Genomic DNA, 16,677 nt, shown 5'->3' on the forward strand with positions numbered 1-16,677 from the left:
GCAGGAGGCCCAGCGAACATTTATTGATCACCCCTTACCCCTTGCAGCCCACCGGTATGCAACATCAAGACTTTGCGTCTACGACAGGAGGCGCCTCCCCCCTCAATTGCGTTTTGTTGCAGGGCGTATGCCAGCTTCGCGGTATATATCGGGTCCAGTGGGATACCGGTTTGGCACTGGAATGAATGACGAAACTGGTCAAGGTATACGGGGTAACGCGCATAGCCACCACAATGATAGTCCGTACGCACATCAATACCGGATTCGCCTCCATCCAGCTCAGAACGCCAGAAGTTAGCACTTCGTTCGACACTACCTCGGTCCTTCAATACTGAAACACCAACAACCTTTAACGTCTGGCCAAGAGTCGCCCCCAGGGCCCCTAGTGTCAGCCCCGTGCCACACGCAACCCAACACTCTGCAAATTTGATGGGCTGAGTCTGCTGAATCATTGCCCCGAGAAGGCCAACACCTCTCGCCCCCGCCAGGTTGGCCCCACCTTCGGGAATGTAGCAACTATTTGTGACATCAAGGCCGGCAAACCGCGGAAAATCAGACCTGTGCCTTTCCCTGTAAGCTGCTCTAGAAACAAAGTGCAGTTGCATTCCCATTCGCCTGGCATCCTGCAGTGTGGCACTCAGGTAGCTTTCCGCCTCGCCCCGAATGATACCCACCGTGCGGAAGCCAAACCGCTGACCGGCCGCTGCCGTTGCGTGGATATGATTGGACCAGGCGCCACCGCAGGTAATGAGCGTCTTCGTATTCTGCCTGCGTGCTTCAAGAAGATTGAAAATGAGTTTGTAACCTTTATTTCCTGAGATAAGCGGGTCCAGAAGGTCGTCCCGCCTTACCCAGAGGTCAACGCCAGGAAACACGTCTGACGAAACGCACTGATAGGGAACTTTTGCAATTGATCTTTTAAAGCTTCGTAAATCCAGATTCGAAAGGAATTGCATTTTGCTACCCAGCAGGAAGAGGCAGACTGCCAGCATCGAGGAAGTCCTCGCTGAAGAACCGGCGGCTCTCAAGGCCGCTGCCAGACTTGATCAAAAAGTGCACACTGGAATGGGTAGCCTCTGCAGTGACTTCCGCTTCTATCGTCGGCGGACGTTTCAGCAAAGCTTCGGGCTCGAAAATAGCAACATTGACCCCTTGCTGCCTCTCTGTCACAAGACCGTTATTATTGGATTCACCTCCAACTCCCGCGCACAAAGCGCGCGCTGAAAAAGTCTCTATCCCTTGAATTCCGCAAGATCGAAGTTGATTCCCCAGGTCCTGACAAAAAGTGTAATCCCGCAAGTGGGTAATCTGGGGCCAGAAAGTCCGCCAGGGCTCAGCCTGTAGCCGGACTCCCGGATCCGCGCAATATTTTGCGGAGAAGACCTGGTGGTAGCTGGTAACAGCGATGTTTGGCGACGGCTGCATATCATTTAGAAACAGCAGCCGGTAATAGGCTGCTTCCGCGAGCACGGTGTCGATTGACTTGCTTCCGTAGAAAATACCAGCCTCAGCGCAGCGACCGAACCTTGAGCCCCAAGGCAAAGGCGGGTATCGAAAAGGTGTGGCCAGCAAATAGTGCAGGTGTTCACTTCCCGGCAATCTCGCGGGCTTGCTCTGCTCGAGCAGTTTTTCAAGAATTTCCTGCTTGTGCAGGTTGTCCACCAGGCTTCTGGTTGCGACCTCTTCCTGAGATTCGATAATACGGTAGAGACGACCGATCAACCGTGTGGCGGAGTGACGAATCTTCTCCCGAAGGTCGATCAAACCTTGCCCCTCATGGCATCGAGGTAGGTAACGATTCGTACCAATCCATCAATGCGACCGGCGAGCTCTTTTGGCACCCCGTTTAAAGCCCGGTTGGCGGTAGCGAACCAGGTTTTGGCCCCCTCTTCGCCGCCCATCAGCACAAAGGCAGAGCGATAGGCCCGTACCAGCAACAGCGCCAGCTGGCCTTCAGCACTCTCTGGTGCAAGGCCGCTTCTGCGCCGTAGGGTGCGGTCATCCAGATGAATTATCTCGCTGAGTTCTCGCTTTTTAAGACCCAAGTGATTGGCCGTGTTCAGTGTTGCCTCCAGAAGAACCTGATCTTCTGCAATCTGTTGGGAATGAGCAGGATGTGCCATACAGCCTCCAAGATAAGCAATTTCTGGTCATATGACCTAAATATATTTATCAATCGGACATTTTGCAAACATAAATATGGGACTGGGCAAAGTGGGAAGGTAGGACCACACATACGAAAAAGGCCCACACGCAAGTGTGGGCCTTTTTCGTATGTGGCGGACCGGACGGGACTCGAACCCGCGACCTCCGGCGTGACAGGCCGGCATTCTAACCAACTGAACTACCGGTCCGCGGTAGACTCATCTCTCAACATGTGTAGGAGAGATGGTGGGTGGTACAGGGGTCGAACCTGTGACCTACGGCTTGTAAGGCCGTCGCTCTCCCAACTGAGCTAACCACCCGATCAGGTAACTTCATTATCAGAAGCTTTCCTGTTTCGCTCTGGGTTATCCCCTGAGAGCGAGGCGCATCATACCCGACCATATTTTTGTGTCAACTAAAAACGCGCCAAAAATTTCAAAATATTTTCAGAGCCATTCCCGCTACTTACAGAGCTGACGACCCTTTGACCAATAAGGGCGCAAAACCCTCATTTTTCCTCCACCTCCGGCTCACGGACAGACACCGGGGTAGCCTCAACCTCATCCTTCTGCACCTCCGTCTCCGCCGCAATCTGTCCGGACAACTGCCGGTAATCGGCGCTCACCGAATGGCCGGCGATAATGACGTCCCCGCCAGCATGAAATAGTCGGTCTTTGGGACGCCCGACATCTGGCTCGTTGTAATTGCAAACGCCGTCCGGAAATATCCTGTGCATATCTGCAATATGAGCAATGATTTCAGCTGTGCTATTTCCGTAACTACCTTTTGCAACGGCGCGCTCCACAGGCTGCAGAGCACATTTGAAAACATCACCGGTTATGGGAGCACCGGCCATCTGCCTTGAGGTACTATGCACCGGGTACTCTTGCATACAGGCACCGTCAGGCTTGTGGTTCCATGCACCATCCCAAACACCGGGACCCGCCGCAATGACGTTGCCTGAGCTATCGAAACAACGATCGGTTGCTTCTACTGGCTTGTTACCAGCAACCCCCAACTCAGGATGCTCGATAATTTTTTGCATCCAGTGATCAAGGATATCGAGCGCTTCATCTACCGGATTGTAATTTTTATGACTCATCCAGATGAGCTGATTATCAGCGTGTCCCCGGGCGCGACGAATTCGCTCTCTGCTGGCAAATGAGGCCAGGCTGTGATGCATATCCAATTCACCATCCAGGTAATGACGTACATCGAGAATTGGAATTTCCACATCACCAAGAAACACATGGCCAGACCGGTAGATACCCTGGATAGCGTCGACACTCGCCACATTCCTCGGTGCCGGATTATCTAGACTCCCGAGATTCATGTTTTGCTCACTCCACACTGAGAGCTGCACGGGAAAAAGGTCGCCGTTCATAAACCACAACCGTTCACCAGCCTGATCCTCCGGCGCTTTCCAACCACCGATCGTGGCGTTCAGGCGCAAAAACTCGTCCACACTGATCTGCCCCTGCTTCAGAGCCTCCAAGCCGTATTGCACGCCCTGGTTGTCCCAGGCACTATTGGCGTAGCCGTCTTGCCCCGCACCGTAAAAATCTCTCAGGTCTTCCCAGTGAGACCAGTGAGTGCGCTCCGCAATGGAATCCGCATAACTCTTTTTGAAATGCACAAACTTGGGGTTATTCACCAGAGGAACCAAGCCTCGCCACCCCTGAACACACTCCGATGCACCTTCCGCTCTTCCCCGATAACGGCCATCGAACAGAGATGCCGCGGTTTCGAGTATTTTGAAGCGATGATCAAACTCTTCACGACTCGCGAGGCCGATCACAGTTTCCCGCTCGCTCATCTTCTGCCAACGGGCGTCTTCCGCTGCAACCACATCAAAGAAGTATTCCAGCGGTTCGCAATCAAACACATAAATAGTCTGGCTGACCATGTCGGGATATGAGTAGAGCGGGACCGCCGCATCAAGTACTCCCGGTGCATTCTGGGCCAGCAGGTACTGCTGAATGGCCCCACCGGAGCCACCAATACCTACCGTATAAAGCGGTTCGTCATACAGCGCCGCAAACTGCTTTTTAAGGCGACGGGCCGTGTCTTCCGCGAGCCAGATATTGTAGTGATTGCTGGTCTGGTTTGCTGTGGAGTAGACGATAGCGTAGCCGCGGGCCAGCTGATCCTCACGTCTATCTACAATCGCAGTACGGGAAATGTTCCCCTGACGACGTCCCACCCCGACACCACCGCGAAACTGATAAATCAAGCGCTTGTTCCAATTGCTGGTATTGGGGCTGTCCGCGCTTTCCCCCTCTCCGCGCAAAGCGGCAATCGCGTAAAAGAAACGGTTGATGGTGCCGGTTTCCAATCGCACGATAAAATCCGTTGTACTGCCGTTGACGGTTACCTTATCAATATCATTCTGTGCCTCTTCCAGCGGATGGAAGGCGCCATCGCGTGAACTTCGGTAAAAATAGGAAACAGCCGTTTTGTGGCTACAGTCACGGCTATAGCCGACTACGTCGTCAGTTAGTTTTCCATTTTCACCCACAGCAAATACTGGCACCCCTTCACCGCTGTGATTGTCCACTAACGGCTGCAGGCCAGTGACCATATTTTCCCCACACAGAAACGGGTACGTAGATGGGCCGGAAAAAAGTGTCTCGACAGGACCGGTGCCACCAATCGCAACAGGGAAAGGAAAATATTCTGCCGGTCGACCACTTTTGCGAGGGTGGTCCCCCATGTACGCGGGCATGGGTGCGTGACTCAGAGCACCTTCAGGCACGCCAACAACCGGGGCTTTAGGAACACCGGGAATACGTGGCAACTTTTCGTACCCGTACCAGAGGCCCAAGGCTAGCAGCACGAAAAATGAAACTGTCACTCCGACGACTAACCGGCGAGTCAAATACCGCGCAGAAAAGCTCTTTGCGCTCCAAGCCATAGATGTCTCCGTACGCCAAAACGTCCTTTGTCATGTGCAGTGCCGGTTTGATCAGGCAGGCACAGCATCAGTATATGTGGCGCCGGCAAAAGCGTCGGGGAGTTGGCAGGTGAATAAACTCGAAGGAATCTCTGCGCAAAACGGCAGCGAGGGCCAGGACCGCTCAAATGAAATAGCGGGAGGAATCAGGAAGGGAATTCCGGAGCATATCGACAACAATGCGCCCCGGAGACAGGAGGTTGCAGCACAACTTTACAAAATCGAAGAAAAGCGTGCTGCAACAAGGGAATCAGATGATGATGCCGCGCTCCTGCAAAGACTTGATCACCGCCTCCACTTCATCTTCCAGGGTCATCTGGTCGGTGCGCAGGTGCAGTTCGGGCTGGAGCGGCGCTTCATAGGGATCATCGATACCGGTAAAGCCGCGGATTTCGCCGGCACGGGCTTTCTTGTACAGGCCTTTAGGGTCGCGAGACTCCGCAGCCTCCAGTGAGCAATCGATAAACACTTCCATGAAAAGAAGGTCATTATCTTCGTGCATCTTGCGCACCAGGGCGCGATCTTCGAAATAGGGGCTGATAAAGCTGCTCAGTACCACCACCCCGGTATCCGCAAACAGGCGGGAAATCTCGCCCACACGACGAATGTTTTCCTGGCGATCTTCCGCCGAAAAACCCAGGTTGGAGTTAATGCCGTGACGAATATTGTCGCCATCCAGGCGGTAGCTCAGGACACCGCGGGCAGCGAGGGCCTTTTCCACCGCAACTGCTACGGTGCTCTTGCCGGAACCGGACAGGCCGGTAAACCACAGAGTCACCCCTTTATGACCCAGCATTGCAGCACGGTCACCACGGGTCACGTCGCCGTCATGCCAGTGGATATTGGTAGCCTTACGTTCAACGACTTCTGTCACTTTGTCCCCCAGAATACACAAATAACGGATCGACCCCGACAAACAGGGCCGAATTTACTAGAACTGGCGCACATTATCCTAGATGGCACCCCCGCAGGTAAAGGCAGCGCAAAGAACATTAAGACCAAGGACCCAAAAAAACGGCATAAAGCCCGGTAATTGGAACCAGCAAGTCCTATATTGGCGTTAAAACGATCAAAATGGTTAAAAGAGACCGGGCATCCCCCCACCAAAACCGGCCTCCGGCACTGCTCCCCACGCGACAGCACCTGCTGATGTCGACCACACCGACCTACAAAGTGCGCTGCATGCGCCGTAATAACGACCAGACTTTCCACAGAAGCGCCACTTGAGCAACCAAGCAAGTCGGGCCCGCATCCGCTCGATGCCAGCCAAAGTCGAGCTTTTTTCAGTATTAAAATTACCGAGAGCGACTCGGCACTACTTGAGTCGGCACTACTTAGCAGTATCGCTGCCGGCTTCACCTCCACCCTGTTTAAGCAAATAGCCTATGACGGGGCCAAAAATCAAAAAACTTACGATAACCAAAAAGAATGCTATCAAGGAAAAATGGGCAATCAGGCTCGCTATGCCCACGGCTAATGCCAATAGCATCAACATGGTCAACGCCTTTCCAATAGTGCGGCGATTAAAATCTTCCAGTTTCTGAGCACTGAACCGCCCCAACTCTGCCATCGAGTGGTACGTTGCAGCAAAAGAGAAAGCTGGTACCGAGAAGGCAAAACAACACGCAGCCACTTGCAGCCAAGGCGCGCCAGAAAGGTTCACACTGGAGCCCAACAGTGCGAGAAAAAAAGCAATGCTCACACCAGCCAAGGCACTATAAATCACTTTGGAAAATTCATGCGAACCCATCTAGCCCCCTTGTTGATCCATGTAAAGCTACGGGAATCACTGCATGGCACTTTTCCCAATTAACGCTGAGGATACAAGATTATTTTTACCACCGGCAGAGCATCAACTACCCCACCAATTGCAAGACCCGGCGGATGACGGAGAGGCGAAATCGCCCAGATTTACCCCGACCGCATAGTCGCATCTGAGAATACTAGAAACGAAAAAACCCCGCACTTGGCGGGGTTTCTAAGACCTTGATTTACAAGGGTTTTATATGGGGTGGCCGACGGGGATCGAACCCGCGACCTCAGGAGCCACAATCCTGTGCTCTACCAACTGAGCTACGGCCACCATTGATAAAGTTTTAATTGATGCCTTGTGGCGACACCAATATTCCTCACCAGGCTCTAGGCTTGGGAGGGTCAAAACCGCTGCTGGCAAAGACTGCTTGGCAACGATTTTGAAACCCATCAGCTTCGCTGATGGGCCGGATTAGTCCTGCGACTGGAGACTGGCAGCGGACTGTAACAAGTCCGCCGAGCTCGCAGCCACCACTAAAGTATGGCGCGCCCGGCAGGACTCGAACCTGCGACCATCCGCTTAGAAGGCGGATGCTCTATCCAGCTGAGCTACGGGCGCAAGAAAACCCGGCAATCTGGTCGGGGCAGAGGGATTCGAACCCCCGACATCCTGCTCCCAAAGCAGGCGCGCTACCAGACTGCGCTATGCCCCGTTTCTCTTTCGGGGTCAGCCCCCGTTCGAGAGCGCGCATATTACTTGCGCCCCCCAAGGGTGTCAACGCTGCTAAGCCATTCTTTTTTAATTCTTTTTTGAGTAGTTTACCTCTTAACCATACTGGTGACGGAATAGCGCAAATGTTCGCAGCTTGTGCGAAAATGCCGCCCCTTTATTAAGCTTCAAACTCCAACTCCCATGAGCGCCAGTCTTTCGCACAAGCGCGCTCCCTGTTCAGGTTGAGAAAATTCTATGTCTGCACTGGTTCTGGACGGCAAGGCCCTTGCTCAGAAAACCGAAGAAGAACTGTCTGCCCGCGTGGCAGACCTGAAGGCAAAAAGCGGCGGACAGACGCCAATCCTCGCCACTATTCTGGTCGGTGACGACCCGGCTTCTGCAACCTACGTAAAGATGAAAGGTAATGCCTGTCGTCGTATCGGTATGGACTCCCTGCAGGTGGAACTCCCCTCCTCTACCACTACAGAGCAACTCCTGGCGAAAATCGAAGAGTTGAACGCGAATCCGAATGTACACGGTATCCTGCTGCAGCACCCGGTACCGGAACAGATTGACGAGCGCGCGTGCTTCGACGCAATCGCCCTAACAAAAGATGTCGACGGAGTCACCTGCCTCGGATTTGGCCGTATGGCCATGGGGGAAGAAGCCTACGGCTGCGCAACGCCCAAAGGCATCATGCGTTTGCTGGAGGCCTATAACATCGAACTCGAAGGAAAACATGCCGTAGTCGTAGGCCGCAGCCCCATTCTCGGCAAGCCTATGGCCGCCATGCTGCTGAATGCCAACGCCACAGTGACCATTTGCCACTCTCGTACAAAAAACCTGGCAGACCATATTCGTCAGGCGGATATCGTGGTGGGTGCCGTGGGCCGTCCCGAATTTATCAAGGCGGACTGGATCAAAGATGGCGCCGTGGTGGTGGATGCCGGTTACCACCCCGGTGGCGTGGGCGATATCGAGCTGGAACCATTGACTGAGCGCGCCGCCGCTTACACACCAGTGCCCGGTGGCGTCGGTCCCATGACCATCAACACCCTGATTTACCAGTCCGTAGACTCAGGCGAGAAAAAAATTGGCTAAAACCAAAATGCTGCGGCTCGACAAGGCTATAAGCCAGGTCACCGATCTTTCCCGGGCCGAAGTAAAGCGCGCAGCCAAACAGGAACGCATCACCGTCAACGGTGTCGCGGTCACCGACCCGTCGAGCAAGATCCTGGAAACAGACGTGTTGTGTCTCGACGATGAGATACTCAACGAAGCTGGGCCGCGCTACTTTATGCTGAACAAACCCCTCGGCTACGTCTGCGCGACGAAAGATGGCGAGCACCCCACGGTGCTCGACCTTCTGGATGAACCCAACAAACAGAAACTGCATATCGCCGGGCGACTGGATATTGACACCACCGGGCTGGTTCTGATCACCGATGACGGACAGTGGTCACACCGCGTAACCTCCCCTCGCCACCACTGCGACAAAACCTATTACGCCCTGCTCGCCGAACCCATCGACGACAGCGCCATAGAAAAGTTCGCCAAGGGCATCTGGCTCAACAACGAAAAGAAGCGTACCAAACCCGCGCAGCTGGAAATCCTCTTTCGAAATGAAGTTCGGGTAACCATCAGCGAGGGCCGCTACCACCAGGTCAAGCGGATGTTTGCGGCGCTGGACAATCGCGTACTGGAACTGAACCGCGAGCGCATTGGGGGCATTCACCTTGAGGAAGATCTTGAACAAGGCGACTATCGCCTGCTGACCCCGGAAGAAATCGCCAGTGTTGGATCGGAGTCACCCTAGGGAAATGCCTGCACTGCTTTCACAGATACTCCGCGATTGCGACGAAAACACCCTTTTGATTGCGGATGAAAACACAAAGCCACTGCTGGTGCCGGGGTTCGGTTTCACCGGCACTCTGCTCAGCAATCGATGGGACATTGTCGAGTTAGCGAGAAACTGCGGCATTGGTGCAGTTTTCAGTGACTTTGATCTGGCCGGAATCGACACAAAATATTCCCGCATCGTATACCCTGTATCCAAAGAAAAGGCAGCGGTGCACCACGTCATCAACAATGCACCACAGTACTTGTGTGAAGGTGGTGAACTGGTGCTCTTGGGCAGCAAGACCAGCGGTATCAAAACCTACGCACAAAAAGCCGCCCAGCGATTCGGCACTCCCAAACACTTACAGAAACTCGGTAGCGAATACCAGAGCTGCACCCTATTCAGTCAAGGCGCGAATATCGGTCCGCCGCTGGACGACGCCGACTACCCACATCTACGTAAGCTGGACGAGCTCGACGGACTCTACTCAAAACCGGGGCTGTTTGGCTGGAACAAAGTCGATGTTGGCAGCGCGCTATTGGCGAGCCACTTCGAAAACCACCTCCCCAATGGCAATATCCAGGCCGTGGATCTGGGCTGTGGTTACGGCTACCTCAGCGCCAAGCTCGCAGCCGCGATCAACAACACGATATCGCTGAACATTATCGCAACTGATAACAATGCTGCAGCCATCGCGGCCTGTGAAAAAAACTTTCTGGAACTTGGTGTTTCGGGTGAGGTGATTCCCGCAGATGCCGGATCCGCAATCCCGCCCTACAGTGCCAATTTAGTAATTTGTAACCCTCCATTTCACCAAGGGTTTCAAGTGGAGGGTGACCTGACCGATCGTTTTTTGACCCAAGCGGAACGGATTCTTCGACCACAGAGCACAGCTCTATTTGTGGTCAACGAATTTATCCCCCTGGGTAGGAAAGCCCAGAACCTATTCAAGAGTGTAGAGTTGTTAGGCAAAGAAAAAGGCTTTTGTGTTTACCGTTTGCGAAAAGCCTGAAAAATTTCCATTCAAAAGCAGACATGGTTTCAGTAAACGTCAGCCTGAGTGAACACCTTGACCCTCAATAGTCTCGCAAGCTAAACAAATTTAGCGACAGGGTATGCTCCTCCAGCTGTTCCAGCTCGAGCAATCGCTCCAGTGCGTGTTGCGCACTGGGGGTATCTGCGATCATCAATAAGTCTCGGTATTGGTCAGCGAGATACATTTCAATATCCATCGCCACCTGGCCGATAGCCTCAACATCGGTGATATCCGTATTGCGCAATCGCTGGAGCAGTTCCGGCTCGCGCCCCTCTGGGGCGAATTGAACCCACGTGTGCAGCGCACCATCACTGATATCATCTCGAAAGTTCTCGAGCGTGTGCATCATCGAGATTTCCCGACGCTTAAGCTGATCCAGCAGCAGACTGGCTCGAGAGTTGGCTGAGAGCAACTCGAACTCTTCGTACTGCCGGCTCAATTTGAGGTGAAACTCCCTCCCCTCCTGAATCACATCTTCCAAGGTCTTGTACCGCATCAAATGATCCCGGGAAAACAACTGCCTAATATCCAGTATAGGCTCAAGGATCATTGGCACGCCAACGAGATTTGGCGATTCGGTCTACGGGCCTCGGGGGTGGGAAATTGACCGTCAGCGCAGTGGACGAAGACGAGGATCGAGCCTGCGGGCCGGGTTTGCGGGATTAATGAGGTGAGGTGCCTGATCGGTCAGAACCGATCTGGCGAGCGGTTTTCGAGAAAAAACGCCAATGCAGTTTTCGTACGCCGCCAGCTCCGCAGTCCAGCGCCCAGAAAGCCGGCCCCTCATCACTGGTGACCGCCATCCGCTGCTGAGCAACTCCTGTCGACTGCCAAAATTGCCCACCACTATCCCGCCGGGCGCAAGTAAATCCAACAACCCTTCACACCAGGACAGCTCAGCTTCCACCCCGCGCTCTGCTACGCCGTCGCAATGGCCAAACAGGTCGTCCACGACCAGGTCGAAAGGCTCGTATTCCGATTGCGCGTTCAGCCTATCGATGTACTCTCGGGCATCCGCACATACCAAATTTACTCCACGAACACCAAAGTATCGACGTGCAACCGTCAGATGATGGGGATCGATATCCACACCGGTAATATGTCCAGGGCCAATATAGCGCTGCAATAAACGAATCAACGCACCGCCGCCTACCCCCAGTATCAGCACTCGCTGCACCTCACCTGCAGGAAGAAAAAATGCCGGCAGCAGCAACAGTTCCCACAGAGAACCTTTCAACGGGTCAATGGGGTTCCACTGGGAATGAAAAACCCCATTGCTGTATAGCCGCACGCTCGCCCCATGTGTCCGGACTTCGTAACGACTGGTGCCGACTTGCTTGTGCCAGATCAGTGCCATCCCTGAGCTTCCCGGTAATCAATCCGCTGTCGGCAGCTCGGAATGCTGAAGTAGAGTCTTTGCAAAAGCCTCGATACCCACCAGGTCCTGCTCGGTGAATCGCGCTACCAACGGGCTGTCAATATCCAGCACACCAATGCATTTCCCCCCGTGATATAGCGGCACTACTACCTCAGACGCCGAAACCGCATCGCAAGCGATATGACCCGGAAACTGATGCACATCTTCAACCAGTTGAGACTGGCCAGTCTTGACTGCGGTGCCACACACACCGGCACCTACCGGAATTCGGGTACACGCCGGCTTGCCCTGGAAAGGCCCCAGGCGCAGCTCATCCCCGTGGAGAAAATAGAAGCCGGCCCAATTGATATCCGGCAACTCCAGAAACAGGAGTGCACTGGCATTGGCGGTATTTGCCAGCCAGTCACGCTCATTGGTCAGCAAGCCCGATAGTTGCGCGCAAAGCGATTCGTAAAATGCAGTGATTGTCATGAGTAAATCCAGAAACCAAAAATCAAAAGCCCGCTGAATCAGCGGGCTTCGTTATTCGGACGGGCCATTGTAGCCTACCGGAAGATCGGCCAGTATTACTGGTAGGGGTCCGCCGCTTCCTGTCCGGCTGCATTCTGCGAATGCGCCTCATAGACTTCGGCATCCACCGTAGGCCGTGACCACTCGCGCTCATCTTCCGACTCACCACGACCGCGAATGGCTGGCGCGGTGCTGGTCACATCATTGGTCATCAGATTGGCCGGCTGTTTACCCAGTGTTGCCTTACTGGAGGACTCCGCAGATTTGACCGGCTCATTCTTGAGCACACGGCTGGCAATCGCATTCAGATTCGGTCGGCGACGCTCCGCCAGTTTAACCGCTTCCAGCTCGCCATTAAGGCGGTTGATCTCAGCCTGCATATCACCCACCTTGGCCTGCAGGTCGGTAATCTGGGACAACACGCCCTTTACCTTACGGCTTTCCTTTTCGTACAGCACCGCCGCACCGCCAAAGGCCACTAAAAAAACCAGCAAAATTGAAAACTGACGCATCCAAGCCTCCCCTGCAAAACCGCAAAAAAAAAGTGGTACTTCAGAAATACTACCGGAACCTAGCATATCTTCCGCGAACTGGCGCCAAAAACGCAAGTTCAAAACGTGACCAGACAACTTCAATTTTGCGCTCTGACAGCCTCTCAGGCCCCGACTTCCTCCACCAGATCAAGAAACTCCAGGCTAGCCTGTTGCCGAATGGTGCGACGGTGGTTAGCCCAGAGTTTGGCAATTCTTTCCTGATTGCACACTTTACGGTCAACGTACACCCGTGTATTCAGCTCGCCCACAGGCTTGGGGCTCGGGCATTTGCTGAATACGAACTGATTGGAGATCAGGTCCATAAAGGGACCCGACTTGCTGCTGGGCATGATAAATAACAGCTGCAAGCCGAGTGTCTCTGTGAGGTAGCGGATCACCTCGCGAGACCGGGATTCATCCATTTTCGAGAAGGCCTCATCCACCAGCACCATTTTCAGGTGGCTGTTGCCGTCATTAAAGCGGAAGGCCGAAGTCACTGCCGCAGAGCGAATGATATAAGCCGGCGTTTCCAGCTGTCCGCCAGAACCGGTACCGTACTGACTGAGGGCGATGGGCTCTTTGCCCTCTGGCTCCTTATAGATTTCGTAGTTACGGTAATTGCGGTAATCACTGATCCGGTCCAGCTCTCGCCGGGCCAATTGCTCATCTTCACTCAACAGCATGCCCAACAGTTTATCGCGGACCTGGGCGTGTTTGGGTGATAGATCCGCATCAAACAGGCTCTGCTCTTCCCCCAAATTTGGCAACTCGATGACTGCCTTGAAGAAGCCCCAATACTCCCTGAATTCCGGCACCCAACTGTAATCAAAACGGAAGCGCTCGCGATCCGCACCAAAACGGTGGTGTTCCAGCTCCTGGTTAAGATCATCCAGCACGCGCTTGCCGTCGTTGATGGACTGATAGATGGCGTGACAAAGGTGGGTAACAAAAGTCGTATTAAAAGACTTTTTCAAGCCGAGCAACTGCTCATGGCGGTCCACCAGCAGATTGTTTTTAAGGCGATTGCGCAGCGCAGAGACCTGGTCCGACAGCTGGCACACCAGCTTGAACTGCCCCTCCCCGTGAGTACCGGAAAAATCCGGATCGAATACCAGCGTGTCACCAGTACTGCAATTGCTGTTGTAATCCATCACCGCTTTCAACAGATGATGGCTGTGCTTCTGCAGCTGCCCCTGCCACTCGACAATATCCTGGGAAAAATCAAATCCGTCGCCTGCCTGCGCCGCTTGGTCATCCGCTTTTTGCAGCGCACCTTCCGCATCAAAGTCTGGCGCAATCTGCGCAATACGTTGCACCGCGGCTTCGTTCTCCGAAAGCACATCGTCCAGCTGATCCAGTTGCGCCGAAAGCGCGTGTAGCTGCTTGCCGATATTGTCGAGATTGCTCTCCAGCTTGCCCGCGAGTTTTTGCAGACTTGCACCCTGCAGGCGCTCACCTTCCAGTTTGTCGTGAAGCTCCCTGGCCTGCTGCTCCAGCTCGATGCCGTCCTCCAGATCGAGATTCGCCAGGGCCTGCTCGGCATTGCGCCACTGACGCTGCGCATTGAGCGCGGCATCCACCGGCTCCAACAGTTTCAGCGATACCAGGCGGCGAACGGATTGGGCGAGTTGACGCAGCTGCTGCTGCTGATCATTAACTTGCGAGGCCTCTTTCAGCAGTAACTCCAACGCCTTCTGTTGCGCGGCCAACGCTCGCGCCCGCGCGCCCTGGCCGAATACCAGCTCACCGTCATCGATATCGCATCGCCACATACTGTAGTTGCCGCTCGCCAGCCCCTCCGGGGTCAGGCCACGACGGGTACCGCGCAGCTCCTGGGAGTCCCGCACCTGCAGTACCGAGCCGTAGGAAGCCCGCAGATAATGCTCCGCGGTCTTGTGACTGAAGGACATCAGGTCAATGACAGAGTTCTCAGGTGTATCGATTCGCTCAGCATCCAGCCGCGCCTTATCCCCCTGAATGACTCTTGCACGATTGCTACGCCCCGGCATATTGCGCACGATACTGATGGCTTCCGCTTCGTGCTCCGGTTCAACAATGATCGAGAAGCGTGCGCCCCCCAGATAGCCCTCCACTGCCATCTGCCAACGCTCGTCCAGCACCTCTACAAAATCACACAAGACCTGGGGTTCTGCCTGCGGACACAGTTCGCGGATTGCGGCCAAGGCCTGGTCAACGTACTGCGGATAACGCACACGATTCGATTGCAGGTGTTGAATCCTGGTTTCCTGCGTGTGCAACTGCTTTTGTAACTGCTGCACTTTCAACTCGCCACGGGAAACCAGTTCATTGACCTGATCTCTCACCGCCAGTTTGCCGGTATCTGTCTCTGCCAACTGCTGTACCAGTCGGTTCTGTGCGCTCTCGGCGGCAGCCACTTGTTCGCGCAGTGATTCCTGTGCGGACAGATCCACCCAGTCTTTACCCAGTAGCCCCTGCAACTGCGGCAGATCATCACCGCGACCCACCGCCTTCAGCGCCTTGACCAGCGCCGCATCCGCGAATCCCGGAATTTCCAGCGCAATCGATGTACTGCTGAGCAGCGACAGCAGATCCGCCGCAGCGGTCTGGTTCGCGGCGAACAATTGTTGCTGCCCCGCCAGTGGGCCTGCCAATGACGATAGATCCCGATTGGCATCGGCAATCTTCTGATCCAGCTCGTCTTTGCTGCGTAACGCGGCAATACCCTGGCGCTGGGCCTGTACCGCGACCAGTTGCTCACTCAAATAGCGTGTACGACTCTCGGACTGAAGTATCTCCTGCCCGGTATTTTCCAGTTCAGCGCGGGTGTCCTTCTGGCGATTTTTACCCTCGAGATAGGTTTTCTGTACACGCAGTTGTTGATGCTTGGCCTGCAGGTACTCCTGAACACGCAACTGCAGCCACTGCTGCCGGTAGAGATTCGCCGACTCACCAATGCGCTGCAATGCACCCACACGATCAACGATCTCCCGCGCCTCCTGCTCCATCCCGTGGATGGTTTTCATCAACTCGGAAACCGAGCGGATGGCCTCCCCGAGATCGCGCTTCTCGAGCACTTCCTGGGCAACAAAGTCATTGATGCTTTTAACCGGCTTGTAGGCCATAAAATTGGCAAAGGTTCGCGCCGCATGGGTGGCTTCCCGGTCCGACACAGCGTCCTTGCGCCCACGCAGAGCGCCATATAGACGGCGCAGATACGCTTTCTTTTTGTCGTACTGCTCAACCTTGTCAAATTGTTTGCTGGCTACACCGTAGAACTTGTCCAGCGGCAGCAAATGTTTGCCATCTTTGTATTCTTTGATGAAATCCTTAATGGACAGCTGCTCACCGGAAATCACAAAAAATCGAAGGTTATCCTGCCGCGCCTGCGCCGGTTTAGAGCTGGTATCGAGATGCGCACGGATTCCCATAACCGCGGTAAAGGGTTCACCGTCTTCGCCATCGGTAGGATAGAAATTGCCTGCGATATAGCAATCGGTTGGCTGCAATCGCGCATAGCTTCCGTCATCACAACCGAGCACATACGACGCCAGGGTCCGCACCTGCTTGCCCCCACGCCCACGCTGGGTTGTTTCATCCTGGCCCGGATTGAAGGTAAACAGGGTGTCGTGAGCCGCGGTCATCAAGGTCTGGATTGCGTCCGCCGCGGTCGTCTTACCCGAACCATTACCGCCGGAAAACAGGTTAATCGGACCGAAGTCGTATTCCAGCTGAGGAATATTGCCCCAGTTGATCAGGATGAGTTTTTTCAGAAACATGCGTTTCGTGTGCTCGGTATTGGATTGATACGGTTGTCTATTCGCTTATTCGCTCGAATA

The 16,677-nt window shown here is 54.3% G+C and carries 14 protein-coding genes and 5 tRNA genes; 3 read left to right on the top strand and 16 right to left on the bottom strand.

Annotated elements, in window-relative coordinates:
- Positions 1-20: 20 nt before the first annotated feature.
- The 11 genes from PVT68_RS03130 to PVT68_RS03180 all read right to left on the bottom strand — a co-directional run bounded on the left by PVT68_RS03130 (position 21) and on the right by PVT68_RS03180 (position 7,563).
- The gene (locus tag PVT68_RS03130; RefSeq protein ID WP_280321151.1) at positions 21-992 is read right to left on the bottom strand and encodes a 1-aminocyclopropane-1-carboxylate deaminase/D-cysteine desulfhydrase; all 972 of its coding nucleotides are present in this window, start codon (positions 990-992) and stop codon (positions 21-23) included.
- Positions 961-1,764 (bottom strand): RES family NAD+ phosphorylase, encoded by an 804-nt coding sequence (locus PVT68_RS03135; RefSeq protein WP_280321153.1) that lies wholly within the window; start codon positions 1,762-1,764, stop codon positions 961-963. The genes PVT68_RS03130 and PVT68_RS03135 overlap by 32 nt, the downstream gene beginning before the upstream one ends.
- Positions 1,761-2,123: an MbcA/ParS/Xre antitoxin family protein gene (locus PVT68_RS03140; protein ID WP_280321154.1), complete on the bottom strand. Its 363-nt coding sequence runs from the start codon at positions 2,121-2,123 to the stop codon at positions 1,761-1,763. Before PVT68_RS03140 ends, PVT68_RS03135 begins: the two co-directional genes overlap by 4 nt.
- A 154-nt stretch (positions 2,124-2,277) precedes the next feature.
- Positions 2,278-2,354, bottom strand: a tRNA-Asp gene (locus PVT68_RS03145).
- 35 nt (positions 2,355-2,389) lie between these two features.
- Positions 2,390-2,465: transfer RNA gene (locus PVT68_RS03150), tRNA-Val, on the bottom strand.
- A gap of 188 nt (positions 2,466-2,653) precedes the next feature.
- On the bottom strand, positions 2,654-5,059 hold the full coding sequence (locus PVT68_RS03155; RefSeq protein WP_407666121.1) for a DUF6351 family protein: 2,406 nt from the start codon (positions 5,057-5,059) through the stop codon (positions 2,654-2,656).
- 289 nt (positions 5,060-5,348) lie between these two features.
- Positions 5,349-5,972 carry an adenylyl-sulfate kinase gene (gene cysC / locus PVT68_RS03160; RefSeq protein ID WP_280321156.1) on the bottom strand — a complete coding sequence of 208 codons (624 nt, stop codon included), beginning with the start codon at positions 5,970-5,972 and terminating at the stop codon, positions 5,349-5,351.
- A 456-nt stretch (positions 5,973-6,428) separates the two neighbouring features.
- On the bottom strand, positions 6,429-6,848 hold the full coding sequence (locus tag PVT68_RS03165; RefSeq protein WP_280321157.1) for a hypothetical protein: 420 nt from the start codon (positions 6,846-6,848) through the stop codon (positions 6,429-6,431).
- 257 nt (positions 6,849-7,105) lie between these two features.
- Positions 7,106-7,181 (bottom strand) — tRNA-His (locus PVT68_RS03170).
- Between the two features lie 211 nt (positions 7,182-7,392).
- Positions 7,393-7,469, bottom strand: a tRNA-Arg gene (locus PVT68_RS03175).
- A gap of 17 nt (positions 7,470-7,486) precedes the next feature.
- Positions 7,487-7,563 (bottom strand) — tRNA-Pro (locus tag PVT68_RS03180).
- Between the two features lie 254 nt (positions 7,564-7,817).
- Between PVT68_RS03180 and folD the strand changes: the two genes are divergently transcribed.
- Genes folD through PVT68_RS03195 form a run of 3 tightly spaced genes read left to right on the top strand, consistent with a single transcriptional unit; the run spans position 7,818 to position 10,414 of the window.
- Positions 7,818-8,663: a bifunctional methylenetetrahydrofolate dehydrogenase/methenyltetrahydrofolate cyclohydrolase FolD gene (gene folD, locus PVT68_RS03185; protein ID WP_280321158.1), complete on the top strand. Its 846-nt coding sequence runs from the start codon at positions 7,818-7,820 to the stop codon at positions 8,661-8,663.
- A 7-nt stretch (positions 8,664-8,670) separates the two neighbouring features.
- Positions 8,671-9,378: a 16S rRNA pseudouridine(516) synthase RsuA gene (gene rsuA, locus PVT68_RS03190; RefSeq protein ID WP_280322572.1), complete on the top strand. Its 708-nt coding sequence runs from the start codon at positions 8,671-8,673 to the stop codon at positions 9,376-9,378.
- 4 nt (positions 9,379-9,382) lie between these two features.
- Entirely contained in the window at positions 9,383-10,414 is a 1,032-nt protein-coding gene (locus PVT68_RS03195) for a class I SAM-dependent methyltransferase (RefSeq protein WP_280321159.1), read from the top strand.
- Positions 10,415-10,478: 64 nt separating this feature from the next.
- Here PVT68_RS03195 and PVT68_RS03200 read toward each other — a convergent pair whose 3' ends face one another.
- The 5 genes from PVT68_RS03200 to PVT68_RS03220 form a co-directional block, all read right to left on the bottom strand.
- The gene (locus PVT68_RS03200; protein WP_280321160.1) at positions 10,479-10,934 is read right to left on the bottom strand and encodes a hypothetical protein; all 456 of its coding nucleotides are present in this window, start codon (positions 10,932-10,934) and stop codon (positions 10,479-10,481) included.
- Between the two features lie 114 nt (positions 10,935-11,048).
- Positions 11,049-11,795, bottom strand: a complete 747-nt coding sequence (locus tag PVT68_RS03205; RefSeq protein WP_280321161.1) for a spermidine synthase — start codon at positions 11,793-11,795, stop codon at positions 11,049-11,051.
- Between the two features lie 18 nt (positions 11,796-11,813).
- Positions 11,814-12,287 (bottom strand): GAF domain-containing protein, encoded by a 474-nt coding sequence (locus PVT68_RS03210; RefSeq protein ID WP_280321162.1) that lies wholly within the window; start codon positions 12,285-12,287, stop codon positions 11,814-11,816.
- Positions 12,288-12,382: 95 nt separating this feature from the next.
- Positions 12,383-12,838, bottom strand: coding sequence for a hypothetical protein (locus PVT68_RS03215; protein ID WP_280321163.1), 456 nt, complete (start codon positions 12,836-12,838; stop codon positions 12,383-12,385).
- A 143-nt stretch (positions 12,839-12,981) separates the two neighbouring features.
- A complete protein-coding gene (locus tag PVT68_RS03220) occupies positions 12,982-16,617 on the bottom strand; it encodes an ATP-binding protein (protein WP_280321164.1) in 3,636 nt (1,211 codons plus the stop codon).
- Positions 16,618-16,677 lie beyond the last annotated feature (60 nt).

Origin of the sequence: Microbulbifer bruguierae (assembly GCF_029869925.1) — a bacterium.
Taxonomy (GTDB): domain Bacteria; phylum Pseudomonadota; class Gammaproteobacteria; order Pseudomonadales; family Cellvibrionaceae; genus Microbulbifer; species Microbulbifer bruguierae.

What these genes read in the sequence shown, in the direction of transcription:
- PVT68_RS03130 (WP_280321151.1), bottom strand. Translation starts at nt 992, where the DNA reads ATGCTGGCAGTCTGCCTCTTCCTGCTGGGTAGCAAAATGCAATTCCTT.
- PVT68_RS03140 (WP_280321154.1), bottom strand. Translation starts at nt 2,123, where the DNA reads ATGGCACATCCTGCTCATTCCCAACAGATTGCAGAAGATCAGGTTCTT.
- PVT68_RS03155 (WP_407666121.1), bottom strand. Translation starts at nt 5,059, where the DNA reads ATGGCTTGGAGCGCAAAGAGCTTTTCTGCGCGGTATTTGACTCGCCGG.
- PVT68_RS03165 (WP_280321157.1), bottom strand. Translation starts at nt 6,848, where the DNA reads ATGGGTTCGCATGAATTTTCCAAAGTGATTTATAGTGCCTTGGCTGGT.
- folD (WP_280321158.1), top strand. Translation starts at nt 7,818, where the DNA reads ATGTCTGCACTGGTTCTGGACGGCAAGGCCCTTGCTCAGAAAACCGAA.
- rsuA (WP_280322572.1), top strand. Translation starts at nt 8,671, where the DNA reads ATGCTGCGGCTCGACAAGGCTATAAGCCAGGTCACCGATCTTTCCCGG.
- PVT68_RS03195 (WP_280321159.1), top strand. Translation starts at nt 9,383, where the DNA reads ATGCCTGCACTGCTTTCACAGATACTCCGCGATTGCGACGAAAACACC.
- PVT68_RS03200 (WP_280321160.1), bottom strand. Translation starts at nt 10,934, where the DNA reads ATGCGGTACAAGACCTTGGAAGATGTGATTCAGGAGGGGAGGGAGTTT.
- PVT68_RS03205 (WP_280321161.1), bottom strand. Translation starts at nt 11,795, where the DNA reads ATGGCACTGATCTGGCACAAGCAAGTCGGCACCAGTCGTTACGAAGTC.
- PVT68_RS03210 (WP_280321162.1), bottom strand. Translation starts at nt 12,287, where the DNA reads ATGACAATCACTGCATTTTACGAATCGCTTTGCGCGCAACTATCGGGC.
- PVT68_RS03215 (WP_280321163.1), bottom strand. Translation starts at nt 12,838, where the DNA reads ATGCGTCAGTTTTCAATTTTGCTGGTTTTTTTAGTGGCCTTTGGCGGT.
- PVT68_RS03220 (WP_280321164.1), bottom strand. Translation starts at nt 16,617, where the DNA reads ATGTTTCTGAAAAAACTCATCCTGATCAACTGGGGCAATATTCCTCAG.